This window comes from Smaragdicoccus niigatensis DSM 44881 = NBRC 103563 (genome assembly GCF_000380645.1).
GTDB classification, from domain to species: Bacteria; Actinomycetota; Actinomycetes; order Mycobacteriales; family Mycobacteriaceae; genus Smaragdicoccus; species Smaragdicoccus niigatensis.
The window spans coordinates 335,767-362,396 of record NZ_AQXZ01000016.1 but is presented as its reverse complement, the minus strand read 5'-3'; the positions used below and the strand labels follow the sequence as shown (position 1 = coordinate 362,396).

Annotated in this window: 22 protein-coding genes; 10 read left to right on the top strand and 12 right to left on the bottom strand. The window is 64.4% G+C overall.

Annotated features, from left to right (window positions below):
* Nucleotides 1-7: 7 nt before the first annotated feature.
* The 6 genes from F600_RS0112190 to F600_RS0112165 all read left to right on the top strand — a co-directional run bounded on the left by F600_RS0112190 (nt 8) and on the right by F600_RS0112165 (nt 7,288).
* Nucleotides 8-1,528: an HD domain-containing phosphohydrolase gene (locus F600_RS0112190; protein ID WP_018160902.1), complete on the top strand. Its 1,521-nt coding sequence runs from the start codon at nt 8-10 to the stop codon at nt 1,526-1,528.
* Nucleotides 1,529-1,621: 93 nt separating this feature from the next.
* The gene (locus tag F600_RS0112185; RefSeq protein ID WP_018160901.1) at nt 1,622-2,068 is read left to right on the top strand and encodes a GtrA family protein; all 447 of its coding nucleotides are present in this window, start codon (nt 1,622-1,624) and stop codon (nt 2,066-2,068) included.
* On the top strand, nt 2,068-4,320 hold the full coding sequence (locus F600_RS0112180) for a hypothetical protein (RefSeq protein ID WP_018160900.1): 2,253 nt from the start codon (nt 2,068-2,070) through the stop codon (nt 4,318-4,320). Before F600_RS0112185 ends, F600_RS0112180 begins: the two co-directional genes overlap by 1 nt.
* Nucleotides 4,317-5,330, top strand: a complete 1,014-nt coding sequence (locus tag F600_RS0112175) for a glycosyltransferase (protein ID WP_018160899.1) — start codon at nt 4,317-4,319, stop codon at nt 5,328-5,330. Before F600_RS0112180 ends, F600_RS0112175 begins: the two co-directional genes overlap by 4 nt.
* A 34-nt stretch (nt 5,331-5,364) precedes the next feature.
* Nucleotides 5,365-6,489, top strand: a complete 1,125-nt coding sequence (gene rffA, locus F600_RS0112170) for a dTDP-4-amino-4,6-dideoxygalactose transaminase (protein WP_370670704.1) — start codon at nt 5,365-5,367, stop codon at nt 6,487-6,489.
* Between the two features lie 196 nt (nt 6,490-6,685).
* Nucleotides 6,686-7,288, top strand: coding sequence for a L,D-transpeptidase (locus F600_RS0112165; protein ID WP_018160897.1), 603 nt, complete (start codon nt 6,686-6,688; stop codon nt 7,286-7,288).
* 58 nt (nt 7,289-7,346) lie between these two features.
* Here F600_RS0112165 and F600_RS0112160 read toward each other — a convergent pair whose 3' ends face one another.
* Nucleotides 7,347-9,425: a RecQ family ATP-dependent DNA helicase gene (locus F600_RS0112160; protein ID WP_018160896.1), complete on the bottom strand. Its 2,079-nt coding sequence runs from the start codon at nt 9,423-9,425 to the stop codon at nt 7,347-7,349.
* 85 nt (nt 9,426-9,510) lie between these two features.
* Here F600_RS0112160 and F600_RS0112155 point away from each other — a divergent pair, with 85 nt between their 5' ends.
* Nucleotides 9,511-10,884, top strand: coding sequence for an HNH endonuclease signature motif containing protein (locus tag F600_RS0112155; RefSeq protein ID WP_018160895.1), 1,374 nt, complete (start codon nt 9,511-9,513; stop codon nt 10,882-10,884).
* Here the strand turns inward: F600_RS0112155 and F600_RS0112150 are convergent.
* The 3 genes from F600_RS0112150 to F600_RS0112140 form a co-directional block, all read right to left on the bottom strand.
* A complete protein-coding gene (locus F600_RS0112150; RefSeq protein ID WP_018160894.1) occupies nt 10,881-12,230 on the bottom strand; it encodes a WS/DGAT/MGAT family O-acyltransferase in 1,350 nt (449 codons plus the stop codon). The two genes, F600_RS0112155 and F600_RS0112150, sit on opposite strands and share 4 nt — an antisense overlap.
* A gap of 78 nt (nt 12,231-12,308) precedes the next feature.
* Nucleotides 12,309-13,670: a WS/DGAT/MGAT family O-acyltransferase gene (locus F600_RS0112145; RefSeq protein ID WP_018160893.1), complete on the bottom strand. Its 1,362-nt coding sequence runs from the start codon at nt 13,668-13,670 to the stop codon at nt 12,309-12,311.
* Nucleotides 13,671-13,749: 79 nt separating this feature from the next.
* Complete coding sequence (locus tag F600_RS0112140; protein WP_018160892.1) at nt 13,750-14,454, bottom strand: MerR family transcriptional regulator; 705 nt, start codon at nt 14,452-14,454, stop codon at nt 13,750-13,752.
* Nucleotides 14,455-14,556: 102 nt separating this feature from the next.
* Between F600_RS0112140 and F600_RS0112135 the strand changes: the two genes are divergently transcribed.
* Complete coding sequence (locus F600_RS0112135) at nt 14,557-15,291, top strand: lysophospholipid acyltransferase family protein (RefSeq protein ID WP_018160891.1); 735 nt, start codon at nt 14,557-14,559, stop codon at nt 15,289-15,291.
* A gap of 66 nt (nt 15,292-15,357) precedes the next feature.
* On the opposite strand, the gene F600_RS0112130 is transcribed toward F600_RS0112135, so the two are convergent.
* Nucleotides 15,358-15,810: a PaaI family thioesterase gene (locus F600_RS0112130; protein WP_018160890.1), complete on the bottom strand. Its 453-nt coding sequence runs from the start codon at nt 15,808-15,810 to the stop codon at nt 15,358-15,360.
* Entirely contained in the window at nt 15,807-17,597 is a 1,791-nt protein-coding gene (locus tag F600_RS0112125) for an AMP-dependent synthetase/ligase (RefSeq protein WP_018160889.1), read from the bottom strand. Before F600_RS0112125 ends, F600_RS0112130 begins: the two co-directional genes overlap by 4 nt.
* 106 nt (nt 17,598-17,703) lie before the next feature.
* Here F600_RS0112125 and F600_RS27910 point away from each other — a divergent pair, with 106 nt between their 5' ends.
* Together F600_RS27910 and F600_RS0112115 are read left to right on the top strand one after the other, a co-directional pair.
* Nucleotides 17,704-18,651, top strand: a complete 948-nt coding sequence (locus F600_RS27910; protein ID WP_051090798.1) for an alpha/beta hydrolase — start codon at nt 17,704-17,706, stop codon at nt 18,649-18,651.
* Nucleotides 18,652-18,671: 20 nt separating this feature from the next.
* Nucleotides 18,672-19,319: a TetR/AcrR family transcriptional regulator gene (locus F600_RS0112115; RefSeq protein ID WP_156024549.1), complete on the top strand. Its 648-nt coding sequence runs from the start codon at nt 18,672-18,674 to the stop codon at nt 19,317-19,319.
* Nucleotides 19,320-19,329: 10 nt separating this feature from the next.
* Here the strand turns inward: F600_RS0112115 and F600_RS0112110 are convergent, their stop codons facing one another.
* Genes F600_RS0112110 through F600_RS0112085 form a run of 6 tightly spaced genes read right to left on the bottom strand, consistent with a single transcriptional unit; the run spans nt 19,330 to nt 26,589 of the window.
* Nucleotides 19,330-19,995 carry a class I SAM-dependent methyltransferase gene (locus tag F600_RS0112110; RefSeq protein ID WP_018160886.1) on the bottom strand — a complete coding sequence of 222 codons (666 nt, stop codon included), beginning with the start codon at nt 19,993-19,995 and terminating at the stop codon, nt 19,330-19,332.
* Between the two features lie 31 nt (nt 19,996-20,026).
* Nucleotides 20,027-20,962: a patatin-like phospholipase family protein gene (locus tag F600_RS0112105; RefSeq protein WP_026306470.1), complete on the bottom strand. Its 936-nt coding sequence runs from the start codon at nt 20,960-20,962 to the stop codon at nt 20,027-20,029.
* A gap of 14 nt (nt 20,963-20,976) precedes the next feature.
* Nucleotides 20,977-22,728, bottom strand: coding sequence for a GMC oxidoreductase (locus F600_RS0112100; RefSeq protein ID WP_018160884.1), 1,752 nt, complete (start codon nt 22,726-22,728; stop codon nt 20,977-20,979).
* Nucleotides 22,725-24,239, bottom strand: coding sequence for a succinic semialdehyde dehydrogenase (locus F600_RS0112095; RefSeq protein WP_018160883.1), 1,515 nt, complete (start codon nt 24,237-24,239; stop codon nt 22,725-22,727). Before F600_RS0112095 ends, F600_RS0112100 begins: the two co-directional genes overlap by 4 nt.
* A complete protein-coding gene (locus F600_RS0112090; protein ID WP_018160882.1) occupies nt 24,236-25,102 on the bottom strand; it encodes an alpha/beta hydrolase fold domain-containing protein in 867 nt (288 codons plus the stop codon). The genes F600_RS0112095 and F600_RS0112090 overlap by 4 nt, the downstream gene beginning before the upstream one ends.
* On the bottom strand, nt 25,099-26,589 hold the full coding sequence (locus F600_RS0112085; protein ID WP_018160881.1) for a flavin-containing monooxygenase: 1,491 nt from the start codon (nt 26,587-26,589) through the stop codon (nt 25,099-25,101). Before F600_RS0112085 ends, F600_RS0112090 begins: the two co-directional genes overlap by 4 nt.
* Nucleotides 26,590-26,630 lie beyond the last annotated feature (41 nt).

Genomic DNA, 26,630 nt, shown 5'->3' with positions numbered 1-26,630 from the left:
TCGTCGCGTGACAGCGGTCCGGTTAGCAGAACTCGTTGCGATTCTCGCGCTTGGCCAGGACAACGCGTTTGGACAGCCGATCGGCTCGCAACTCCGTAGCTGCGTGCTGGCGACCGAGTTGGCCGAGCGGATGGGCCTCACCGCCGACGATCGCGACACCGTGTACTGGGTGTCCCTGCTGCGCTACCTCGGCTGTACCGGTCATGCGTTTGAAGTCGCCGCGGTGTTCGGCGATGACATCGAGACTCGTTCGCGAACTGTGGTCAAGGACCTTTCGGACCCGCGAGAGGTGCTGCGCGAGATCGTTTTCCACGCCGGTGATGGTGCCTCCGGACCGCAGCGGGTCAAGGACGTGTTGGCGATGCTCGCCGGCGGTCGCGCCTACATGGAGATGAACTTCCAAACGGGTTGCGAGGTGGGGGATTCGCTCGCCGAGCGACTCTCGATGTCGGACGACGTCCGAGCGTCGCTACGGGACACTTTCGAACGGTGGAACGGCAACGGACTGCCCCGTGGCGTCAAGGGCACCGACATTCCGTTGCCCATGCGCATCGTGCACGTCACCCACGATATGGAGGCGATTTCTCGACTGCAGGGCATCGATCGCGCCCTCGCGTTCGCCGGGGCACGCAGCGGCAAGGCCTACGACCCGCTGGTAGCCGAGGCATTCCTCGCGCACGGCCGCTCGATCCTCGAGCGACTCGATGATGTCGATCCGTGGGAGGCCGCGCTCGCGTTGGAATCGTCGCCACATCGCACGGTGAGCGGCGACGTTCTCGACGAAGCGATGCGCGTAGCGGCGGATTTCGTCGACCTCAAGAATCCAGGGTCGGCCGGTCACTCCCGGGCGGTCGCCGACCTTGCTCTGCGTGCTGCCAAACAACTCGGTATGAGCGAGGAGGAGCAGCGGAACATTGCGCGCGCGGGTTGGCTGCACGACCTGGGAATCACAGCTGTGCCGACGTCGATCCTCGTGAAGACCGGACCGTTGACGCGGTCCGAGCTGGACCGATACGAACTGCACCCGATGTTGACCGAGCAGATGCTGCGGCGGTCTGACGCTCTTCGCGAACTGGTCCCGACGGCTGGTTGTCATCACGAATGCCTGGACGGAAGCGGATACCCGAAGGGGTTGACGGCGGGCGCTCTACCTCGGGCCGCGCGAGTCGTCGCTGCGGCGGACGTGTACCAGTTGGCGGTCGACAAAGGGACCGAGAATCCGGACGTTCGGTTGAGGGATCACGCAACAGCAGGACGGTTGGATGCGCAGATCGTCGAGGCCGTACTCGTCGCCGCCGGCCATGGCGGACGAGCGACTCGCCAGACGTATCCCGCCGGGCTCACCGTGCGTGAGGTCGAAGTGCTGGTTCTCGCCGCTCGCGGACACACGGTCAAGCAGATCGCGGCCCAGCTGTTCATCTCGGCCAAGACGGCCGACCGCCACATCCAGAACATCTACACCAAGATCGGCGTCTCGACGCGGGGTGCCGCGGCGCTCTTCGCGATGGAGAATGACCTGCTTGCCTGATTAGCAAGGGTCGCGAAATTCGAATCGGACGAGATCGCCGACACCCCACAGCGCACACACGGGATTCGATCACTTTCCTGCAACACTGGCCTCGTGGATGGGGGAGTGCTCGATCGTCCGACCGTCATGGGTCGGGTCTGGGGACTGCTGACCTCGCAGCAATTCGCGTTTCTTGTCGTGGGCGGAATCAACACGCTCGTCGGATTTCTGGCGTTCGTCGCCTGGATCAAGATCCTCGGCGAGCACTTCTACAGCCTTGCCGTTGTGCTCGCGTACTGCGTCAGCATCGTCGTTGCGTTCGGTTTGCACCGCACGTTCGTGTTCAAGGTCAGAGGCCAGGTGCTGGGTGACTTCGTTCGGTTCGTCGGCGTCAATTCGACCGGCCTGGTCCTGAACATTGCGCTCATGTTCGCGTTCGTGACGCTCATCGGCCTGCCGCCGATTCCCTCGCAATTCGTCGTTCTCGGCTTGGTCGCGATCGCCAGTTTCTTCGGCCACCGCCATATTTCTTTCCGCCGCTCACCAGTACGGATGCCTTAATGGATCACGAAACGACAAGAGCTCAGAATCTGCGGTGGGCCGCGGTCTCACTCGTGGGCGTCACGCTCGGATACGCGGCGGTGCTGCTCGCCAACATTCGGCACTTCTACACCGACGACAGCGAACTGCAGTACGTCCCGTTGTGGGTCCACGTCGGAAAGATGTTGCGCGAAGGCACTTTCCCCACGATCGTGCCAGAGGAATGGCAGGCCGGTAACTACCTCGTCGAGGGCCAGAGTTCGATCTTCAATCCGCCGCAGTTCCTTATCAATCTGCTCGCGCCGTCATTCAGCAACCTGCTGCTGCTCGCGACGCTCGCGAAGCTTCTGTACTCGCTGATCCTGGCCCTCGGCGTGTTTCGTGTGTGCCTCAACTACGGCGCGCGCCCGCAATGGGCGGCGGTCGCGGCTGTGGCGTTCCCGTTCAGCGGTTGGATGCTGTTCTTCGACCAGGCCACCTGGGTTCTCGGGCTCGCGGGAACGGCGTGGCTGACGCACGCGTGGGCATCGGGTGTTCGTTATGCGCGCGGACACAGCGGGCCGATTCCGGTCTTCACCTTCTTGTTCTTCGCCATCGGGTGCGGATACATCTGGCCCGGCATCGAGTCGGCGTTGATGATCGCGTCGGTCGTCGTGGGCGAATGGATCTACCAGCGCCATTGGAAGGGTTCGGCCAAACTCGCGGCGGTCGCCACGAGTGCCGCGCTGGTGTGCGTGATCATCTACATCGCCGGCGTCATGACCGCGCCGGTCACTCTGCGCCGGAGCCACACCATCATCAACGACGGCCAGATGACAATCCCGTGGTCGGAGTCGTTGAACGCGAGCCTGCCGACGACCCATCCGACGTTCTCATCGTGGTTCGGCATCATCTTCCCGCTGCCGGTCGTCTACATCGCGTGGTTCCTGATCCCCGCGCTCGCATTCATCGACTGGAAGCGTGCGCGCGAAGGCGCTCGTGAACTGTGCGGCATCGCGATCTTCGCCGGCCTGGCCCTGACCTGGACCGCCGGACCGGCAGCAATCGGCGTCCTGCGCTGGCCCGTCCGCGTTCTTCCGATGCTCGCCCTCGGCGCATTGATCCTCGTGTGCACGCTGCTCAGCCGGTATGGCACCCTCGCCGCGTGGCGCACTCGCGCCTCCGTCGCAGGTGGATTGATCGTCTTCCTCTTCATCCGATCGATCGCCTCCGCACCGCGTGACTGGCTGCTGCACACCGGTTCCGTGGCGGTCGTCGTCGCCCTCGGACTCGTCGCGCTGTGGCTTGCCCGCACTCGCGGAACCGCGGCCGCCTGCCTCGTGCTCATCCTGTCGGTTGCGCCGATTGCGGGATTCCAGGTCAGTCAGGCGAATCCGCACCCGCTCGCGTTCGGCGTTCCGGCGAACCGCACCGAACTCGCCGCACAGTTCCCGCACTTCACGGGAACGACGCTGCAGCTGAGCCAGGTGCCGCGCGTTCCGGGCGTCAACGCCGATGCGCTGCACCACAAGGGCCGCGGGATCGATCCCGCCTATTTCCAGTCGTTGACCTTGGGTAATGTCCCGATGACCCTCGACCAGACGTATGCCAACGGCTACACGCCGGTCGGATATGCGGCGATGGCCTTTCACCTGTGCATGAAGTGGGACGGCACGACGTGCCCGGAGGCGTACCGGTGGGCTTTCACGGTCGAGCCGTCGACGGGCAAGACCCTCGTTGACCTGATGAAGATCGACCGCGTGGTCCTGCACAAACTTCAGTACCCGAACGTCGACACCACGCCGGCTCCGGCCGGCTGGCACTGGGCGAAGTACCCGGGCCATGAGGCGTTCATCGCGGTGCTCGAGCGTAACGACGGTCTGATCTCGACGCGGAACGGCCGCATTTCGGACACCCAGGGCGTGACCGCCCAGTCGACCGGCGAGACCGATGACACGAGCTCAGTTCGGGTGAGTTCGGCGAGCGGTGGCCGCATCGTCTTCGCGCGGCTCGACTGGCCGGGTTACCACATCACGCTCAACGGCAAGGTCGTGCCGCACACCGCGCTGCTCGACCAGTTCATCACGGTCAACATCCCGGCCGGCACGAAGAATGCGGATCTCGAGGTGTCGTACGAGTTCCCGGGCTGGAAGATCGGTGCCGTCAGTGCCGCAGTGGGCCTGTTTGGTCTGGCCATTCTGCAAATGCTGCACATCCGCTCGCGCCGCCGGCCGGAGCCAGCGGACCCGGTGATCGTGCCGGTCGAACGGGAACTCGAGGAGACGCTCGTATGAGTGGATTGATCACAGTCTCGGTGGTCGTGCCCATTTACCGCGGCGAACAGACCATTGCGGGTCTCGTCGCGGAGTTGGAGCAGTACACCAGCCCGACGACGACCCCGGACGGCCACCGATTCGTCGTGTCGGACGTCGTCCTCGTTCACGACCACGGTCCGGATCGTTCGGACCTGGTGTTGTCCGAGTTGGAGCAGCGCTTCGACTTCGTCAACGTCGTGTGGTTGAGCCGCAACTACGGCCAGGACGCCGCGACCATTGCCGGAATGGTGGCGTCGAAGGCCGAGTGGATCATCACTATGGACGAGGACGGTCAGCACGACCCCGCGTACATCGCGACGTTCCTCGACACCGCATTGCGCGAACGCGTGAGCCTCGTGTTCTCGAATCCGACCAACCGTCCGCCGCACGGATTCATGCGCAACTTCACCTCGCGCGCCGCCAAGCGGACGCTGTCGGTGATGTGTGGACTGCCCCAGTCGGTCGAATTCCAGAGCTTCCGTCTCATTCGTGGCGACATCGGTCGGCAATTGGCGAAGGTCACCGCGTCGGGGGTTTATCTCGACGTTGCGCTGACCTGGGTTGTCGGTCGGACGGCGACGGCGCCGGTCGTTCTCCGTGCTGAGGGGCGCGAGGTTTCCGGTTACAACTACAAATCTCTCTTTGCGCTGTTCTGGAAGATGTTCCTTTCCAGCGGTACGCGTGGCCTGCGCTTCGTCAGTGCGCTGGGAATGTTGCTCGCATTATCGGGCCTTTTAATTGCAGCGTATGTCACGGTGTCGACAATTTTCGGCGGCGAGGATGAACCGGGCTGGGCTTCGACAATTGTTCTGCAATTAGTGTGCTCGGGCGCCGTCCTCTTTTCGATCGGTATCGTTGCGGAATATCTCGGCGTGGCGCTGCACGTATTAATCGGGCGTCCGCTCTACTTAACCGTCGAATCCCCTGTAACCGGGACCACAGCACACCGCAACGAAGCGGTCGCCGCGGTCGGGCCGGTCGAGCAGTAGCCGGGAGGCGGGCGTGGCGGTTTTGAAGGTGGCGATGAGTCACCCTTACAAGAGCAAGGCGGAGCGCGACAACGTGCTGGCCGTGCTCGATTCCGGTCATGCCCATGGAGATGGCCCGTTCACCGCATCGGCGACCACCCGTCTCAAGCGCATCACCACGGCGGAGCACGCCCTTCTCACGACGTCGTGCACGCACGCGCTGGAGCTTGCGGCTCTGCTACTCGAGCTGGGGCCGGACGACGAGGTCATCGTTCCGAGCTTCACCTTTCCGTCGATGGCGGCGGCGGTCGCACTGCGCGGCGCGACCTGCGTGTTCGCGGACATCGACCCGGCGACCGGAAACCTCGACCCGGAGTCGGTCGAAGCTGCCATCACGAACCGGACCGTTGCCATCATCGTCATGCATTACGGCGGTGTCGCAGCGGATATGGAAGGGCTGCTTGCACTTTCGCGACGCTTCGGCCTGGCGATCATCGAGGACAACGCCCACGGTCTGGGCGGAACCTGGCGAGGTCAGCAACTCGGCACCATCGGCACGATGGGCACGCTGAGCTTCCACGACACCAAGAACATTCACTGCGGTGAAGGTGGTGCACTCCTCACCAATGACAGCGTTTTGATCGGCCGCGCCGAGATCATTCGAGAGAAGGGCACCGACCGGGCGCGATTCATGCGCGGTCAGGTGGACAAGTACTCGTGGCAGGAAATTGGTTCGAGCTACCTGCCGAGCGAATTCAATGCTGCGGTTCTTGACGCCCAGCTCGCCGAGTTCGACACCATTCAAGCGGGACGTCACCGCGTGTGGGATTCCTACGCCGCGGCACTGCCGAAGTGGGCGGCGGACAACGGATTCCAGCTGATGTCGGTGCCTGAGGATCGTGGACACACCGCGCACCTGTTCTACCTGCTCGCACCAGACCCGGAGACGCAGGACGGCCTGCTGACGCATCTGCGGGCGCACGGAGTCGGCGCGGCCTTCCATTATGTGCCGCTCGACAGCAGTCCGGCGGGTCTGAAATTCGGTCGCGTGGGAACCACGTGCCGCAAGAGTGCGGACTTCGCGTCGCGGCTTGTTCGCCTTCCGTTGTGGGCCGCTATGCAGGACGAACATATCGATCACGTCATCGAAGCGGTAACAGAATTCACAAGTATTCGATGACGCGCAGAAACGCGACCGCAATGCGACAAAGGTGTTATTCCAAGTAACGGTGCGCCTCTCACAACTCCCTTAACGTTCTTCGCGACAGAGTTTGTTGTTCGCGGAGCGTTTGCGCGACGACGCTGACAAATGCGGCGAAATGGTAACGACCATTTTCTCCGCACTCAGCGTCAGGCGAGTGAGAGGTCGACATTTCATGTTTGCCAAGCGATTCATCAGTGCGTTGGCCCGATTCTTCGTGCTCTCGCTGGGCATCCTTGCGACGCTGGTGCTGGCAGCGCCGTCGCAGGCTGCACCAGCGTGGCCTGCTGGTCATGGCCCGGACATGCCGGCTGGCCCCGACATCCCCGGTGCCGCGCCTTTGGTCAAGAGTTGGGACGACGTCCAGCTGCCGGCCGAACTCAAGCGCGTGCTGCCGAAGGACAACGCACCGTGCCGGGCTCCCGGCGTCAAGGCCTGCGTGGAGAAGTCGACGCAGCGTGCCTGGCTGATGGACGGTCACGGTAAGACCGTGTGGGGCCCGACTCCGATTTCGACCGGCCGTCCCGGGTACGAGACTCCGGACGCCGTCACCCACGTGTTCCTCAAGAAGACCTACCAGTGGAGCACCCTGCACCACGCGGACATGTACTGGCCGATCTTCTTCAACGGTGACATGGCATTCCACGCCATGAACACCACGAACAACTCGCGGCCGGGATGGTTCAAGTCGCACGGCTGCATCCGGATGACGCCGGACGGCGCCAAGCACTTCTACGACTACTTGCAGGTGGGCGACGCCGTCCAGGTGCAGTGGTAGTCAGCCACACGTCGAATTCCACGAATGCCGCGGTCACTAGACCGCGGCATTCGTGCGTTCAGCTCACTGCCGCAACAGCAAACGGCAACACCGCGTCAGCTCCGGCGTGTCTTAGCGCATGCGCGGCCAGGGCGAGCGTCCAGCCGGTGTCGGTGCGCGGCACGACCAAGAGAATCGGACCTTTCTCTGGCAGCGGCGGCACGTCCCATGCGTCAAGCAGGGCGGCGACCCGGTACGCCGAATTCTGCGCTGACGTACCCCGATGGTCGTCGCGGAGCCGCATGAAACCGAGGTCATCGAGGCGGCCGACCGCAGCGAGCCGTGAGGTGAGGGACTGGACCAGCATGGGGTGGCTGCCGGTGTCGAGACCCAGGACAGCGACCGGCCGTTCGTCCCACGACCAGGCTTTCAACACCTGGATTGCCGCACTGACCACCGATTCGTCGACCGGTGCATCGGGGCCGTCGACGACGGGACGCAAGCGCTGTCCCCAACCGAGGTCGGTGAGCCGACCGATGGCTCGTCCGGGTTGGGCACCGGTCGTGATGCGGCCCTTCAACGAAATTCCCAGGTTCGCCAAACCGGACGGCCACTGCTTCCGCGGTTCGAGGTCGATTCCGGGTCGCGTCAAGCGGTCGCTGGCAGCGGCTGCCGCATCCGCGTCGACCGCAGCCGAGAACTGCGGGCCAGTGCAGTTGTCGCATCGACCGCACGGTGCACCGTTGAGTTCGGGGTCGTCGAGTTGGGAGCGTAGGAAGTTCATGCGGCAGCCCGATGTGGCGACGAAATCGAGCATGGCTTGCTGCTCGGACATGCGCGCCTGTTCGAGTCGCTGGTAGCGGTCAGAGTCGTAGTTCCACGGCTCCCCGGTGGCGATCCAGCCGCCCTGAACTCGCCGGACCGCGCCGTCGACGTCAAGCACTTTGAGCACCATTTCGAGGCGGCTGCGGTTGAGGTCGACGCGCGGCTCGAGAGCAGGCGTGGACTGCGGGCGTTCGTGGTCGAGAGCATCAAGGACTTCGCGAACCATCCGCTCCGGCGGAAACGCCACCGAGGCGAAGTACTTCCAGATATCCCGATCCTCGGCGCCGGGCATCAAGAGAACTTCCGCGCGTTCGGCGCCGCGGCCCGCACGGCCGACCTGCTGGTAGTAGGCGATCGGTGACGACGGTGCGCCGACATGCACGACGAAGCCGAGGTCGGGCTTATCGAAACCCATGCCGAGAGCAGACGTTGCGACCAGCGCTTTCACCCGGTTGGCGAGCAGATCCTGTTCGAGAGTTTCCCGTTCTGTCGGATCGGTTTTGCCGGTGTATGCGCGCACCGGATAGCCCTGCTCCGACAACACCGACGCGAGGTCTTCGGCGCCCGCGACGGTGAGCGAGTAGATGATTCCGCTGCCGGGGAGGTTCTTCAGGTTCTGCACGAGCCAGGCCACACGCTGTGTCCCACTCTGCAGCTTCACGACCGAGAGGTGCAGACTCGTGCGGTCCAGGCCGCCACGCAGAACCAGCGTCTCCGAGGTGTCACCGACGCCCAACTGCTCGGCGATGTCCGCGACGACGCGGTTGTTGGCGGTCGCCGTCGTGGCGAGGACCGGAGTCCCAGACGGCAAGTCCCCGAGTAGTGTGCGAATGCGGCGGTAGTCGGGCCGGAAGTCGTGGCCCCAGTCCGACACACAGTGCGCTTCGTCGACCACGACCATGCCGGCATCGGCGGCGAGGTGGGGGAGCACGTTGTCCCGGAAATCTGGGTTGTTGAGCCGTTCTGGACTGATGAGCAAAACGTCCAACTCGCCCGTTGCCACGCGCTCGTGGATCGACTGCCATTCGGTCATGTTTCCCGAATTGATCGTCTCCGCAACAACTCCGGCGCGCTCCGCAGCGGCCACCTGGTTCCGCATGAGCGCGAGCAGCGGAGAGATGATGACCGTTGGCCCGCGACCCGATGCCCGCAACAACTTCGCTGCGATGAAGTAGACCGCGGACTTTCCCCATCCGGTGCGTTGCACGACGAGCGCCCGTCGCCGGTGTTCGACGAGGGCCTCGATCGCGGTCCACTGATCGTCCCGCAGACGAGCGTTGTCGCCGGCGAGCTGGGTGAGAAGGACGTCTGCTTGCGTACGGAGCGAGGTCACGACTGCACCCTATGCGCAGGCGCTGACAAGTCGATTCACGCGGGGTGCGACCTCACGAATCCGTCCTCGCGATCGTCTACATAGCGTGGGGGAAAACAGCGTTCAAGCAGACGAGGCCGTTGAGGTGCTCGCCGCGATGCGTGCTGCTCTGCCGCTGCAGGCCTCGGGTACCCGCGCGGAGCAGGTGGCATTGTTCGTCGAGATCGAGAAGCTCAAGCGGCAACTCGACGCCCTCGGCTACCGGGTCCTGGCCGAGCTGGAGACTCGGACGGATGACTCGCTCGGCATTCTGCGGACCGTGGACGCGGTCGCCGATGCGGCCCGTCTGGAGAAGAAGGACGTCCGCGCCCGGCTGCGGATCGCCGCCGACCTGACCCCGCGCGTCATGGTCAGTGGAGAGGTGGTGCCGCCGAACCTCGAGTACGTCGCCGAAGTGGTGAACAACGGCACTGTGGGTCGCGAGCACCTCACGGTGATCCGCCGGTTCTTCAAGAACCTGCCGCGGGTGGTCGAGTCCGACGCACGCGTGTTCGCTGAACAACAGCTCGCGGACTGGGCCACCCAGTTCCGCCCCGACGAACTGGCCAAGCTCGCGGACCGCTTGCGCCACGTCATCGACCCGGACGGCACCCTCGACGATGACCTTGACCGGGCCCGCAAGCGGCATTTCACCCTGCACAAGCAAGGTGCCGACAAGATGGTGTCCGGCACGTTCTGTTTGACCCCCGAAGCCGCCGCCTATCTGGAGTCGTACCTGTCGAAGTTCGCGCGCCGCGGGATGTGCAACCCGGCCGATGCCGAACCCATGATCGACCACGACCCGACCGAAGCCGATATCAAGGCCGACACCCGTACCTATGGTCAACGCTGCCACGACGCGCTCGTGGCGATGCTGCGCGCGATCCTCATGTCCGGGGATTTGGGCCAGCACCGGGGTATGCCGGTCACGGTCATCATCACTGCCGATATCACCGCCCTGGACCCCGCGTTGGGTGCCCCACAGACCGGACGCACCGGCGGATCACTGGACATCCCGATCAGTGACGTCCTGCGCATGGCCGGACACGCGGAACTGTTCCTCGCCACGCTTTTCGGCGACGCCACACCAGTCGAGCTCTACCACGGCCGGACCCGGCGAATCGCCTCGCCCGGGCAGCGGTTGATGCTCGCGGCGACCGAACGGGGTTGCAGCTTCCCGGGGTGTGATCGGGGTGCGTATGACGTCCAGGCACACCACGCGGACCGGGACTGGGTTGACGGCTGCCCGACGAACATCGACAAACTCGGGCCAGCCTGCGATATCCACCATCCACTCGCCGGCCCCGGTCTTCGTCAATGGAGAACCACGAAAAACCATCTCGGATGGACGGTGTGGATACCACCCAAAATCATTGACCCGGAACGTAAACCCCGGGTCAACCACTTCCACCACCCCGAACGAAGGATCAGGAGGGTCTAATGCGCTGCGTTCTCCAACTCCTTGAGGGAGACATCCAAGTGGCCGAGCAGTCGCTGGAGGTGCGGCACGGCGGACCGGTCGCCGATGATGCCGAAGTCGAGGGCATCGTCGTAGCTGGTCAGCGTGATGTTCAACGCCATGCCGGGCAGAGCGATCGAGGCCGGGTAGATGCCGTCGAGGCGTGCGCCGTCCCAGTACATCGTTTTCTTCGGGCCGGGCACGTTGGAGATGACGACGTTGAACGTGGGCTGCAGCAGTTCCGACGTTCCGGTGACGGTGGTCGTGGCGAAAGGAGCCAGCATTGCGGCAGACACCGCCATCGCCTGCGCTGGCCGCAGGCCGGACATCATCTGCTTCGCCTGGTTCATCGACCGCTTGACGGCTTCCATGCGCTGTACCGGGTCGTCGGTGTCGGTGCCGAGACTCGCCAGCGCAACCCCGACGGCGTTCGACGAGTCCGACTGATCGTCGGTACGCAAGGAAATCGGCACAAACGCGATGAGCGGTTGATCCGGCAGTGCGTTCTGTTCGAGCAAATAGGCGCGCAGGGCGCCGCCGCACACCGCAAGGACGACGTCGTTGAGCTTGCAGTCCATGGCCTTGGCAATGTGCTTGAACCGGGCGATCTCCCAGGACTGCGCGGCGAAACGACGTGCGCCGCCAATCGGCACGTTGAACATCGTCTTCGGTGCAGTCAATGGTCGGGGCATGTCCCGTTCCTGGAAAAGCTGCTTCCCGATTCGGGTTGCGGCCGGGACCATGCCGGCCGCGTCACTGAGACCTGTGGCGAGCGATTTCAGGAGGCCGGGTTCTTCGCGCCGCTCGCGACGTGGTCGTGGCGCGAAGACCGGTGGCACGCCTCGTTCGTCCGGGTCCTCGGTGAGCGCCGACTGCATGAGCTTGAGCGCCGATACGCCGTCGACGAGTGCGTGATGCACCTTCCAGTACAGGGCCATCCGCCCGTCCTCGAGGCCTTCGACGATGTGCAGCTCCCACAGTGGTCGGTGCCGGTCCAGGAGAGAGCTGTGCCACCGCGAGGTCATCTCCAAGAGTTCGCGCACGCGCCCAGGACGCGGAAGTGCGGAAAGCCGCACGTGGTAGTCCAGATCGATGTCTTTCTCGTCGCGCCACATCATGCGCTGCGGCGTCGGCGACACCGAACCGAGTCGTTGGCGGAAGCGGGGCGCGACCTCCGGCGTCTGCATCACCCGGGTGTACATTTCGCGGGCGAATTCCGGGCCGCTGCCGTCCGGCGGAGTGAACAGCTGGAGACCCCCGACGTGCAGAGGCCTTTCGCGGCCTTCCAGTGCGAGGAATACATAGTCGGCGGGCGAGATGATTCGCATGGGTCCTACTTAGCGTCAGGAAAAGTTTGCTCAGTAGGCATTCCCAATAAATCGGCGCTGATAGCGGGAGTCGGCCGCTTATGTCGCCACGTTCTCCAGTTCCTTCAGTGCGACGTCGAGATGCCCGAGCAGACGCTGCAGGTGCGGGACCGCGGTTCGGCAGCCGGTGATGCCGAAGTCGAGGGTGTGCGCATTGCTCGTCAGCGTGATGTTCAGGGCGGCGCCGTTCATGACGATCGATGCAGGGTAGATGCCGTCCAAGCGTGCGCCATCCCAGTACAGCGTCTCTCGCGGACCGGGAACGTTCGAGATGATGACGTTGAATGTCGGGCGGATCAGGCCCGTCGTGCCCGTGAGGTTTGCGGCTGCGGATGGAGCGAGCATCGTTGCGGACACCGCCATCGCCTGAGCGGGGGTCAAGCCGGACATCATCTGCTTGGCCTGTCCCATCGACTTTCGTACCGCGCTCAGGCGAGCGGCAGGATCCGCGGTGTCGGTGCCGAGGTTCGCCAGGGCGAGGCCGATGGAGTTGCCCGGTGCCTTCTCGTTGTCCTTCTTACCGTGCAAGGAGATGGGAACGAAGGCGACGAGTGGCGCATCGGGAAGGGCGTTCTGCTCCTCGAGATAGGCGCGCAGTGCGCCGCCGCACATTGCCAGTACGACGTCGTTGAGCGTGCAGCCCATCGATTTCGCCACGTTCTTGATGCGCGCGATTTCCCACGACTGCGCCGCGAACCGTCGGGCGCCGCCGACCGACGTGTTGAACATGGTTTTGGGAGCCGTCATCGGGCGCGGAATGTCTCGCTCACGGGCGATCTGCCGTCCGATCCGGGCTGCGGCAGGAAGCAGGCCGGCAGTTTCGCTTACGCCGTCGAACAGTTGCGACAACGGGTTCGGGGTGGCGCGGGAAGCGCGGTGGCGCCGCTTCCGGGGTGCGAAAATCGGTGTCAGCCCGGTCTCGTCCGGATCGCTGGACAGCGAGTTCTGCAACAGACGAAGTGCGGTTACGCCGTCTGCCAAAGCGTGGTGCATCTTGGTGTAGACGGCGACGCGACCATCTTCGAGCCCCTCGACGATGTGCATTTCCCACAGTGGACGGTGTCGGTCCAAGAGAGTGCTGTGCCAGCGCGAGGTCATCTCGAGGAGTTCGCGAATCCGTCCCGGACGGGGGAGCGCCGACAACTGCACGTGGTAGTCGAGGTCGATGTCGGTGTCATCGCGCCAGGTCAGGCGCTGCGGAGTCGGCGAAACAGACCCGAGTCGTTGCCGGAATCGCGGCGCGACGTCGGGCGTCTCCATGACTCGTTGGTAGAGCTCACGGGCGAATTCCGGACCGCTGCCCTCGGGCGGCGTGAACAGTTGCAGCCCTCCCACATGGAATGGCTGTTCCCGGCCTTCTAAGGCCAGGAAGATGTAGTCGGCGGGGGAGATGAGGCGCATGCCAATAACTTTCCCCGGAACATGCGCAGGTCGGAAGATGGATACCGGCGACGGATTTACTCGTTCCGGCAACCCGCTCTTACTGCTCGGGCCAACGCTCGCGGAGGTCGCTTATCGCCCGGATGAGCTCTTGCGTCATGAGATGTCCGGCCGATTCCCAGGCGATGGCCCGGAATCTCTCGAGGTTACGAACCAGGTCTTCGAGGGTCGCTTCGCCGGCATATCCCGCCCCGGCTTCGGCCACGACCGTGCCCACGGCTTCGTCGGCGAGGGCCGAAAGGTGCTGGCGGAGGCTGTCTCGCAGGCGCGCGCTGATCGTCACGCTGATCCCCGCGTCGTACAGCGCGATCGCGTCGCGCAGGATCGGGGTGTCGACGATATGCCAGCGGCCCTGGCGAAACGAGATGAACCCAGCCTGAATCAGATCGTCGAGAATCTCTTCGCGTCGGTCACCGAGGAGCTCGTCGAGTCCCGCGTCGTCGAGCTCCTGGTCCTGGGTGCCTCCGCCGGGCTCGATGCGAAGCTTTGCCAGCCCGAGCCAGTCGGCGGCGGAATTTCGAGCGCGTGCGTCCGAAGCAAGCACCGCTGAAATCGCACCGAGTTTCATACCGCGGTTCTGCATCGTCGCGATGAGCTTCAAGCGATCGATATGGGCCTTGCCGTACACGGCTTCCTTGCCGACCCGCTGCGGCTTCGCGAGGAGTCCGATCGACTGGTAGTACCGGACGGTGCGCGCCGGAATGCCGGTCCGCTCGACCAGCTCGCCAATCGTCAACTCCGACATGCGCTTACTGTACTCAACGAGTCACTTGCAGTGATCGGTGTCATTGACAGTGGGTGCTGCAATCGATACCGTGCCTCGCATCATGTATCGACTGGAGGCGCCATGGATCGGCCGGTAGTCGAGCTCGACAACAGCGACTCGGTGTACGACTTCTATCTCGACCATCGCCCGAATCGACTTCGGGCGAAGGCGATCTGCGCCGCCATGGCACGCCGTTACCGGCCGCGGGTCCACAGTTCCGAGAATGCGAAAAGCAAACTTGCCGGAGCGTTTTCGCAGCGAGTTCCGATCGTCGTGGCGATCAACCACATCGCCGAGAACGATTCCTATGTCATTGCTGGATCCGCTTGGAAGGGTCCGCTGCGGCCGATCATCGGTCGTTCGCAGACGTTGGCGAAGGATGAGCTGTTCACCGCAGACGGCCATCGCCGCCTGATTGATGCGATGGGCGGGATTCCCGTCTTTCGCGGCAAGGACCACGGAATTCGTGCCACCAATGCGGCGGCACAGCGACTCATCGACGTGTGTGCCACGCGACTTGCTCGCCGCGATCATCTGGTCCTGTTCCCGGAAGGAACGTGCAACAAATCAGATCCAGAGGTCGTTCAGGCGATCGGCAGCGGACTTGGACACATCGTTTTCCGGGCCGCCAAGCAGGGCGCTTCGCCGGTCATCGTGCCGGTCGGGCTGAGCTACGGCCTCGAATCCGATGGGCGCGGCGCGAGCGTATGGATCGGTGAGCCGATCAGCAGTCTCCCGACGAGACCGTTGGACATCTCGCGTCTGGTCAAGAACGAACTGCAGCACGCCGTCGATGAGGCCGTCGCCAGGTACTGACGTCGCCAGGTACAGAAAAGGCCATCCACCGCGATCAGTGCAGTGGATGACCCGTTCCGTGAAAAATCAGCCGAACTTGCGCATCTGGTAGACACCTTCGGTCTCCGCGACGACGACTCCGTTCTCGTCGGTGACCTTAGTGGTGAGGATGAACTCGGCCTTGCCCTTCTCCTGCGCCTCGGCCTCGATGCGAGCCATCTCCTCCTCGGAGAGCGACGTCGTGGCACGCACTCGAGTCGTTCCCGGCTTGAGGAATTTGATCGACATGCTCTTGACGAGCGGCACGAAGCCGGTGAGGTTCTCGAAGCTCTTGAACCCGATGATTCCACCGAGCATCTCCGCGACGGTGAACAGCGAACCGGCGTAGATCACGCCGAAGTGGTTCACGTTCGCCTCGGCCGGAATTTCTGCGGCGGCATGCCCGCGGCGAAGGTCGACGACCGTCACGCCCATCGGCTCGAAAATCGGGATGGCAGTGCGGACGAAGTCCGTCAGCTTCTGCAGTTCGGGATCAGTCACTTGGTAGCTCCTGCGGTCTTGGTCGACGACTCGGCATACATGGATTCGATGAGCGCAGAGTACTGCTTATCGATCGGCTTGCGGCGGAGCTTCATCGTCGGCGTCAGTACGTCGGAGCCCGGCTCCCAGTACTCGGGAACGATCCGGAACTTCTTGATCTGCTCGACCCGCGACAATTTGGCGTTCGCGTCGTCGATGGCCTTTGAGACCAGAGCCTGGACCGCATCGTGCTCGGACAGGGCGTCGGCCTCGAGGGGCAGGGAAGCCGACGGTGCGAACGACGCAATCGCGTCCTTGTCGAGAACGATCAGTGCGGTGTTGTACTTGCGGTCGTTTCCGATCGCGACGGCTTGGCCGATGAGCGGCGAAAACGCCTTGACCCAGCTCTCGATGTTCGCCGGCGACATGTTCTTGCCACCCGCGCTGATGATGAGTTCCTTCTTGCGGTCGACGATCTTGAGGTAGCCCTCGCTCGTCAGTTCACCGATGTCGCCGGTATGGAACCAACCGTCGGCGTCGATCGCCTCAGCGGTCTGCTCCGGCTTGTTGAGGTAGCCCTTCATGATCGCGGACCCGTGGACGAGCACTTCGCCGTCGTCGGCGATCCGCAGGGTCACGCCGTCGATCGGCTTGCCGACGGTGCCGGGTCGGACCGCGCCCTTCGGGCTCATCGTGATGAGGCCGGAGGTCTCCGACAGGCCCCAGGCATCGCTCACCGGGATGCCGATGCCGTTGAAGAAGCGGAGGACGTCAGCCGAGATCGGCGCGGCGCCGGACAGGCCGAGGCTAACCTGGTCGACGCCGATGGCAGCGCGAATCTTGGACAGGACGAGCTTGTCGGCGACCGCTTCCTGCACCGCGAGGATCGGGTTGACGGACTTGCCATCGAGTCGAGCGTCGGAGGCGGCGCGGCCGGTGGCGACCGCCCAGTTTGCGAGGAGGGCCTTCACGCCTGACTCGGACGCGAGCTTCGCCTCGATCGCGGCCTTGAGCTTCTGCCACACCTGCGGAACCGCACCGAGGATGGTCGGGCGGACATCCGCCAGCGCCGCCGCGAACTGCGTGCGGTCCGCGACTGTCGTGACCTGGTTTCCGGCAACGATGAGTTGGTACATGGCGGACCAGCGGTCGGCGATGTGGGCGGTCGGCAGGAACGAGAGGATGCGATCCGTGTGCGACAGCTGGAACAACGACTGGGTCGCCTCGACCACCGCCATCTCGCTCGCATGTGTCAACTGGACGCCCTTGGGGTCGCCCGTGGTTCCCGAGGTGTAGATGAGGGTCAGGACATCGTCGGGCTCAACGGCACGCCACGCGGCGTCGAAGTCGAAGTCGTCCGCGGCGAATGCCGACAGTCCGCTGAGCGGGATCGTGCCGTCCGGAGAACCGTCGATGCAGATCACGTACTCGAGATCCGTGCCGGCTTTCGCTTTCTGGATCAGTGGGACGAACTGCTCTTCGGCGATCGCGACTTTCGCGCCCGAATCCGCGAGGCAATAGTGGATCTGCTCCGGCGACGACGTGTTGTACATCGAGAACGACGCCGCGCCGAGGTGCTGCGCGGCAACGTCGACGGGGTAGAACTCGGGGCGGTTAGTCATCATGATCGCGACCTTGTCGCCGCGACTGACACCGATACCGGCGAGACCCGCCGCGATTTCGCGAACCTGCTCACCCCATTGGGCGAAGGTGAGGGTTGTGGCGTCGCCGACGGTGCGGATCGCGACGGCGTCGGGTCGGCGCTTGATCGTGGCCTGGAAGGCTTCCGGAAATGTCGAGTGCGTCATGGATCTCTCTCGTTACTGCGGGCGAACAGTTCGTCCGTTGTTGACCACGAAGGTTGTCAGGATCTTCACATTGACAATGATGTATGTCAATATCTGACACGTGAACATGTCTCGCCAGCCTGACATGCAGTTCTTCGCGGGTCGCAGTCTGGCGTCGCGCCTCACGGCCCTCCCGTTCCGGGTGGTCCGAGCGGTCGCGAATCGGTATCCGATCAGTGCTGGTTCGATGGCTCTCGTCGACTCGGCCGCCAAATGGGTCGGTTCGCGCAACGTCGCCGGCACCGTGCTCGAGGTCGACGCGGATGGTGTTCGCGCGCTGTGGGTTTCGGCACCGAACGTGACGACCAAACGGCGAACCATTCTGCACATTCACGGCGGCGGATTCGTGTTCGGGACACCCGAGATGTACCTGAACGCTGCGGTGCGGCTGTCCGCGGCGACGAACGCTCGAGTGTTGCTCTTCGACTACCGTCATCCGCCGGTCGCGAACGTCGCGGAGATGGCCGCGGATTGCCTCACGGTGTACCGATGGCTCGTCCGCCGGAAGAGTCCGGGACGCGTGGTCGTCAGTGGCGATTCCGCCGGCGGCAATCTCGCGTTCGGAATGGTGGCTGCGGCACGCGACAGCGGACTCCCGATACCTGCCGGCCTGCTCACTTTTTCCGGCTGGCTGGACCCCGACGATCGCGGCGGGGAGCACGAGTGCGACGCCATGTGGCCTCGGCACTTCGCTGCTGAAGCGTCTGAGTATTGCTACGACGCCGACGGACTGTCGGCGCTGGTGCGGCCGTTGGACATGGATCTCACTGATTTTCCGCCGACGCTGCTGCAAGCCGGTTCCACCGAACCCCTCGCCGTGAGCAATCGCCACATGGCGACCAAGCTCGCGCAGGCCCGGGTGCCCGTCTCACTTCAGTTGTGGCAGGACCAGATTCACGTCTTCCAACTCGTGGTCGGATTCCTTCCGGAAAGTCGGGAGGCGCTCAGCCAGATTGCCGCGTTCGTCGACGATGTCGGTCTGAGCCAACCAGCACGCCGGCTCGGTGTCGTCTAGCGGATGAGAGAATAGATCCCGTGAGTCAGGTCGTACGTCCATTCCGGGGGGTTCCCGCCCAGGAGCGCCGTGCGGTCCGGCGAGCCCAGCTCATCGAAGCGATGCTCGATGTCATCGACCGCGACGGCATGGCCGGCCTCAAGGTCTCGGCGATCTGTCAGCAGGCCGGACTCACCGAGCGCTACTTCTACGAGAGCTTCGCCAACCGCGAAGAAGCGCTGATGGAGACGTTCGCCCAATTCGGGCTGGAGACCTTCGAGAAAATCGTTGCCGCGCTCAATGCAGCGCCGAAGAGCCTGCCCGAGCGGGCTCAACTCTGCGCATCGATCCTGCTCTCCGCACTCCTCGATGACCCGCGCAAGGGGCGGGCCTACGTCGAGGCGATCGGTTCGGAGAGCCTGCGCGAGCTGCGCATGTCGTACACGAAGTCGTTGTCCCGGCTGCTCACCGACAACATTCTCTTCGTCTACGACCTCGACCCCGACACCTTCCGCAAGCGCCTGGACCTCGTGACGATCGTGTTCATGGCGGGCGCGGCTGAGTTGATTCTGCACTGGCTCGGCGGCACCGTCGACGTCGCGCGGGAGGACCTCGTCGATCAATGCGCCCGGATGTGCGTCGCGATGGTGGATCAGGTGGTCGCGGACGTGCGGGCACTGGGGGAGTGAACCCGCGCGCCTATCCCTCGATGGTCGCCTGACCAACAAGCAGCGGACTCGAACCGACACGGGAAATGGTCACGTCTCGGAGCGGCAGTCCAGCAAAAAGTCTGGTCATGTCGTCTGCGTTGATCGACGAGCGGATTGCGACGGGATGACTCCCGACGGCGTACAGCATGCGCAGTATCGGTGGGACAGCCGTGGTTCTGGCGAACTGACGCCACTCCCGAATAGTCGTGCCTGCGTCGAGCTCGGTGATGAGGAGTCGACCGCCAGGTTTGGTGATACGCACACATTCGGCCAGGCCAAGCTTCTGGTCCGGCCAATGCTTGATGGAGAAGAACGAGAGAGTGGCGTCGAAGCTCTCGGACGCGATCGGCATCGCATCCGCCGATGCCTCGACCAATGTGGCACGGTCTCCCAAACGAGTCTTCGCCGCCGCTAGCTCGTACTTGGACGCGTCGAGTCCGGTCAGTCGCAAATTTGGGGCCACGTCGTGCAGATGAGCCAATTGTTGGCCGCCGCCGCATCCGATGTCGATCACGGTCGATGTCGGCTCAAGGTCATCGGCGATCTGGTTGAGCAGAGGTACTACCAGGCGCAGCGCCCCCGGCGCGATGAATCTTTCGTAGATGCCGGATTCCCAGCGCGAATAACCCTCTGCCCGGCGCACGTTCAGTGGCATCCGTCTAGTTAACCCAACGACCGGCGTCGACCTAGCTAGCCCACACCGAATGCATTGCGGTGCGCCCAATCTCGATCGCACGCGTGATGAGCGCCAGGTCGCCGGAGAGCCGGGAGACATTCGGGGCATCGACCGGTGGACGGACCTGCAGTAGGTGAGCGCCGTCGCCGTCGAGACGACGGTCGTCGTCGAGGTAGCCCACATGGCGCTGCGCGAACGAGCGACCGGCGCCGGGACCGAACAGCGTGAAGTACGGCGCGAGCACGATGCGTTCGAGGAGCGTCGCTGCCTCGGCGGTCTGGTTCGACCGCCGCGTACGAAGAACCAGAACGTGCGTCGCGCCGTGGCTGAGCGCCGCGTGAAACGGCACCGGCTCGGACAATCCACCGTCCACGAATGTCCGGCCATCCAGCTCGACCGGCCGCCCCGCGACCAGTGGCATGCATGTGCTCGCACGGAGCGCTGTCTGCAGCGACAACGTGTCCCGGATGTGCGGATGAAGGTCGGTCGGTTCGCCGGTACGGGCGTCGGTTGCCACCGGATGGCACGTGATGGGACTGGCAAGGATCGCGGCGAAGTTCATCGGGGTGACGTACTCGTACACCTCATGAACGAGCACACGCGTGTCCACGAGCGGCCCGCCGCGCAACATTCGCTGCGGATCGGTCACCTTCTTCGCCGCGACCTCGGGCCACCCCCAGGAGGGGAGGAAACGCTGCGCGTCTCCGCTGACGAGCCACGCCGCGTTCAGTGCTCCGCCGGACGTGCCGAACACCGAGTCGAAGCAGTTGGTCAACCCGAGTTCGTCGATCGCGATCGCCATTCCCGCCGAGTAGGCCGAGCGACTCCCGCCGCCCTCGATGGCGAGTGCCACCTGGAAACCATCGCTGCGGTGTCCAGGTGAACTCGTCGTCGCGAGGCGCTCGCGCAGCACCTCGAGCACTGAAGTGCGTTGCTCGTTCGCCATGACCACAGTGTGGGTCATGAGACGGTTTCGGCGGTCTCCTTCGGCGTCTTGATGACCGTGAGAGGCAGACGAAGTGCCGCCGGCGCGAAGTCCGGAACCGCTGGCTGACGCGGTGCGCTCACCGGAACCCGTCGATATTCCGACCCCAGCTCCGGACGCTTATCCGCCTCACCCTTGTTCGGCCAGAACGCCATTGCCCGCTCGGCCTGCGCCGTGATCGTCAGCGACGGGTTCACACCCAGGTTCGCGGTGATCGCCGAACCGTCGGTCACGTGCAGACCCTCGTGCCCGTAGACCCGGTGCCATGGATCGATGACGCCGGATTCGGCGCTGTCGCCGATTGCGCAACCACCGATGAAGTGGGCCGTCATCGGAATGTTGGCGATCTCGCCGATCGTGCCGCCCGGAATTCCGTTGATCGCCTTGGCCGTTCGGCGGGCCGCTTCGTTGGCGGACGGAATCCAGGTCGGGTTCGGGGCGCCATGGCCCTGCTTCGACGTCAGCTTGAAGCGCCCGAACGCATTCTTCTTGCCGGAGACGGTGATCGAGTTGTCCAGCGTCTGCATGACCAGCAGGATGATTGTCTTCTCCGACCACTTCCGAACCGAAAGCCAGCTCAGGTTCCGCGGGTGAAGCAGCATCGCGAGGAGCCACGTGATCCAACGCGGTGTCTTCTTCCCGCCGTCGGTCAGTGCGGTCTGCAGCAGACCCATCGAGTTGCTGCCCTTGCCGTAGCGGACAGGCTCGATGTGCGTGTGCTCGTCAGGGTGGAACGACGAGGTGATCGCGACGCCGTAGTCGTAGTTGGCCTCGGCCGACTTGCCCTTCGCGCCCAGGATCGATTCGGAGTTGGTGCGAGTGAGGTATCCGAGGCGCTCGGATACGTCCGGCAGGGTGCCGTCGTTCCGCAGCTGGTGCAGTAGTTTCTGAGTGTTGTAGGTGCCGGCCGCGAAGATGACCTGACGTGCGGTGAACGTGCGACGGTTCTTCTTCCGCTTGGCGCTTCGACCACTGCGCACGGTGTCGATCTCGTACCCGCCGAAGGGGAGTGGCCGGACCGACGTCACCGTGGTGAGGGGATGAACGTCGGCGCCATTGCTCTCGGCGAGATGCAGGTAGTTCTTGTCGAGGGTGTTCTTCGCATTGTGGCGGCAGCCCACCATGCAGTTGCCGCAGCGGTTGCAGGCATTTCGTTCCGGCCCGGCACCGCCGAAGTACGGGTCGGCCATCGCTTCACCGGGCTGCGTGTCCTTGTCTCCGAAGAAGACTCCGACCGGGGTCGTGTGGAACGTGTCGCCGACCCCCATGTCGTCGGCGATCTGCTTCATGACCTTGTCCGCCGGCGTGTGATCCGGGTTGTCCTGAACTCCGAGCATCGCCTTGGCCTGGCGGTAGTAAGGTGCGAGCTCGCTGCGCCAGTCGGTGATGTGCGCCCACTGCTTGTCCTTGTAGAACGGTTCGAGGGGTTCGTAGAGCGTGTTCGCGTACACGAGTGAACCTCCACCGACACCCGACGCGGCCAGGATCACGGCGTCCTTGAGGAGGTGGATCCGCTGGATGCCGTAGCAACCCAGCCGCGGGGCCCACAGGAATCGGCGAATCTGCCACGAGGTCTTCGCGTAGGAGTCCTTGTCGAAGCGACGTCCGGCTTCGAGGACGCCGACCTTGTACCCCTTCTCGGTCAGTCGCAAGGCCGCGACGGAACCGCCGAAGCCGGAGCCGACAACGAGAACGTCGTAGTCGAATTGTGTGGAGTCGTTGCTCACTTCATTCCTGCTTTCTTGAGAAGTCTGAACGAGAAGGTGAGCAAGCGTGCCCACTGGCTCTCGGAGAGCGGTTTCGGTGGACGGAAGCCGATAACGCGCTGGTGAGCGATGGTCTGGCCTTCGGTGTACTTGAGGATTCCCTCGGCACCGTGCCGGCGGCCGAGACCGGAATCGCCCATGCCGCCCATCGGCGCATCGACGCTGCCCCAGGCGGCGGCGAAGGCCTCGTTGATGTTGACGGTGCCGGCATGCAGGCGGGCACCGAGGCGACGGCCCCGCTTGGCGCTACGGGTCCAGACGCTCGCGTTGAGGCCGTACGGGGTGTCGTTGGCGAGCACGACCGCCTCGTCGTCGCTGGAGAAGGCGTAGACGGACACCACGGGGCCGAATGTCTCTTCGCGGTAGCAGGCCATGTCCGGGGTGACCCCGGTGAGGATCGTCGGCTCGTAGAAGTACGGCCCGAGGTCCGGTCGGGCCTGGCCACCGGCCACGACGGTCGCGCCGAGCGCCTTCGCGTCGTCGACATGCGCGTTGATCGTCTTGAACTGCGACTCCGACGTGAGCGACCCCATGTCGTTGCGGTAGTCGAGGTCGGATCCGAGTTGCATCGCGCGAACCCGCTTGGCGAACTTCTGCAGGAAGCGGTCGTGGACGCTTTCGTGGACATAGATGCGTTCGATGGAGATGCACAGCTGGCCGGTCGAGGCGAAGCACGCCCGGACGGCGCCTTCGGCGGCCTTGTTGAGGTCGGCATCGTCGAGCACGACCAGCGCGTTCTTGCCGCCGAGTTCCAGCGAGCAACCGATGAGCCGTTCGCCGGCGGCGCTCGCGATGCCGCGACCGCTGGCCGTCGAACCGGTGAACATCAGGTAGTCGGCGTTGGCCATCAGCGCATCGCCGAGCACGCGGCCCGGGCCGACGACGATCTGCCACAGATCCTTCGGCAGGCCCGCCTCGTACATGAGATCGACGGCCCACAACGCGGTGAGCGCGGTTTGGGTGTCCGGCTTCTGCACGACGGCATTGCCCGCCAGCAGTGCAGGAATCGTGTCACCGACCGCCAGGCTCAGCGGGTAGTTCCACGGTGAAACCACCGCGACGACGCCCTTCGGCTGCCGAAGTTCCGTCGTGTGGGTGAGGACCGGAAAGGCGCCCCGCCGGCGACGCGGCTTGAGCAGTTTCGCGGCCGTCCTCGCGTAGTAGCGGGCCGTGAGCGCGATGTCCGCGACTTCCAGGAACGCATCCTTTCGAGCCTTGCCGTTCTCGCGCTGGATGAGATCGAGGACCTGGTTCTGCCGTTCGAGCAGCAGGTCGTGGAAGCGCAGGATGATCGCCGCGCGCTCGCGGATCGGAGTATCGTGCCAACCCTTTTGGGCAGCACGGGCTTTGGCGAACGCGGCGTCGACGTCATCGGCGGTCGAGAGCGGGAGGTGAGCGTTGGGACCGCCGAACGGCGAATAGGTGATGACCTGGTCGGCGTCCGTGGCCGCCTGGATGAGAGAGGTGGTCACTGAGCAACTGCTTTCTGGAGGATCTGGCCGAGGAAGAGGCCGATGTCGAAGGTGGCTGCGGTGGCCTCGGGAACGAGGCCGGCGTGGAGATGGGTGACATGCCAGAGACCGTCGAGAACTCGGTACTCGGCATCGGTTCGGGTGACGAATCGTTCGATGTCTGCGCGCAGAATCTCGTGCTCCGAGGCCTGAACGAGCGTCGGCGGTAACTCGTCGAGGAACGCCTGGATGGGGGAGACCTTCGGGTTGGAGAGGTCCCCGGCATAGCGGTCGGCGCAGGCTTTGAGCCAGCTCAGCCGCAACATCGGATCGTTCGAGTCGTCTCGGACGTGGTCGAGGCGAAGGTCGACCCACGGCGAGATGAGTGCCAATCCGGCCGGTGCCGGCAGACGCTGCTCGAGCAGGACGCGAACCAGCGCAAGCGCGAGCCCGCCGCCCGCCGAGTCACCGGCGACCGCGACCCGCCGGCCCGAGGCGAGCAGTTCGCGGTACGCCGCGAGGGCGTCGTCGAGGGCCGCCGGGAAGGGGTGCTCGGGGGCGAGACGGTAGTCGAGCGTGTACACCGGCACCGCTGCGGCTTCGGCGATGTGTGCGGCGAGTGCGCGGTGCGTGACCGGCGATCCCACGGTGTAGCCACCGCCGTGGAGGTAAAGGATCGCCGCGCCTTCGTCACTGCCGGGAAGGCTCAGCTTCTCGGCCGGGCGACCGCCGAGTGCGGCGGGTTCGCGGCGAGTTCCCGGCGGGAGGATCGCGATCCGGCCCATGGCGTTCAACAGACGACGCTGAAAACGTACGGGGACCTTCGGGCCGAGGACCGGCCGGACGACCGATCGCACGACCGCGCGCATGATCTGGCGGTTCATGCGTTCACCAGCACCAGAGCGGTCTTCGGCTGGGCGACGAAGTCGGAGGAGTCGAGCACGCGGGTCGCCGCGCGGTACGAGAAGGTGAATCCCGGCCAGTTCTGGGTGTTCTTACCGCTCGCGTGGGTGTACCAGCTCTTGCAGCCCTGCGCCCACACCGAGTCGGCGAGCTTGCGCTGAATGCGGGTGTTGAACTCGGACTGCACGTCCGGTCGCACGTCGAGCCACTTGAGGTTCTCTTCGGCTAGCTTCTCGATCGCCTGCCGAACGTAGGCGATCTGCGACTCGAGCATGAACACGATCGAGTTGTGCGACAGGTTGGTGTTCGGGCCGTAGAGCATGAAGAAGTTCGGGAAACCGGAGACGGTCATCCCGAGGTGGGCCTCTGCGCCTTCCTGCCACACGTCGTTGAGTCCGGCTCCGTCGAGGCCTGTGACCTGCATCGGAGAGAGGAAGTCAGTTGCCGCGAAGCCGGTGCCCAGGACGATCGCGTCGACCGCGTGGAGAGTTCCATCGGCGGTGACGAGTCCTTCCGGTCGGATCTCCACGATGCCGTCGGTGACGACGTCGACGTTCGGTCGAGCGAGCGCGCGGTAGTAGTCGTTCGACATCAGGATCCGCTTGCAGCCCATCGGGTCCTTGGGCGTGAGCTTGGCGCGCAGCTCGGGGTCCTTGATCTCCTGAGCCAGGAAGCTGCGGAACTTCCACTGGAACGGCTTCATGAGGAACTGCAGGTCGCCGAAGGCGGCAGCGCGCGGTTCGAGCTCGGCGTAGGTGGCCCAGCGGGAGAGCTTGAGCAGACCTGGAACGTGCTTGAACAGCGCGTTTGCGGACTTCGAGTAGTCGTAGTCCGGCTTGGGGATGACGTAGGCCGCGTCGCGCTGGAAGAGCTTCATGTGGGCCGATTTCTCGGCAACGGTCGGGATGAACTGGATCGCCGAGGCGCCGGTTCCGATGACAGCGACCTTCTTGCCCTCGAGCTCGTAGTCGTGGTTCCAGGTCGCGGAGTGGAAGATCTCGCCCTCGAACGAGTCGATGCCGGGGATGCGCGGGACCGCCGGGCGGCTCAGCTGGCCGGTGGCGGTGATGAGGACGTTGGCGCGGTGGGTGCTGCCATCGGCGAGATAGATGACCCATTCGCCGGCACGCTCGTCGAACTCGGAGCCACGAACCTCGGTCTGGAAACGGACGTGCTTGCGGACGTCGTACTTGTCCGCCGAGTCGCGCAGGTACTGGTAGATCTCGGCCTGCGGTGCGAAGCGGCGTGACCAGTCGGACTTCGGGGCGAAGGAGAACGAGTACAGGTGCGACGGAACATCGCACGCTGCGCCCGGGTAGTCGTTTTCGCGCCACACACCGCCGACATCAGCGGCCTTCTCGAAGATCGTCAGGTCGGTGATGCCAGCCTTCTTCAGCTGGATTGCCATTCCGAGTCCGCCGAAGCCGGTTCCGATGATCGCGACCGACGGCATTGTGGATGCGCGCATTGTGTGTCCCTCGCTAGTGGTGTCTGTTGACGTTGAACACC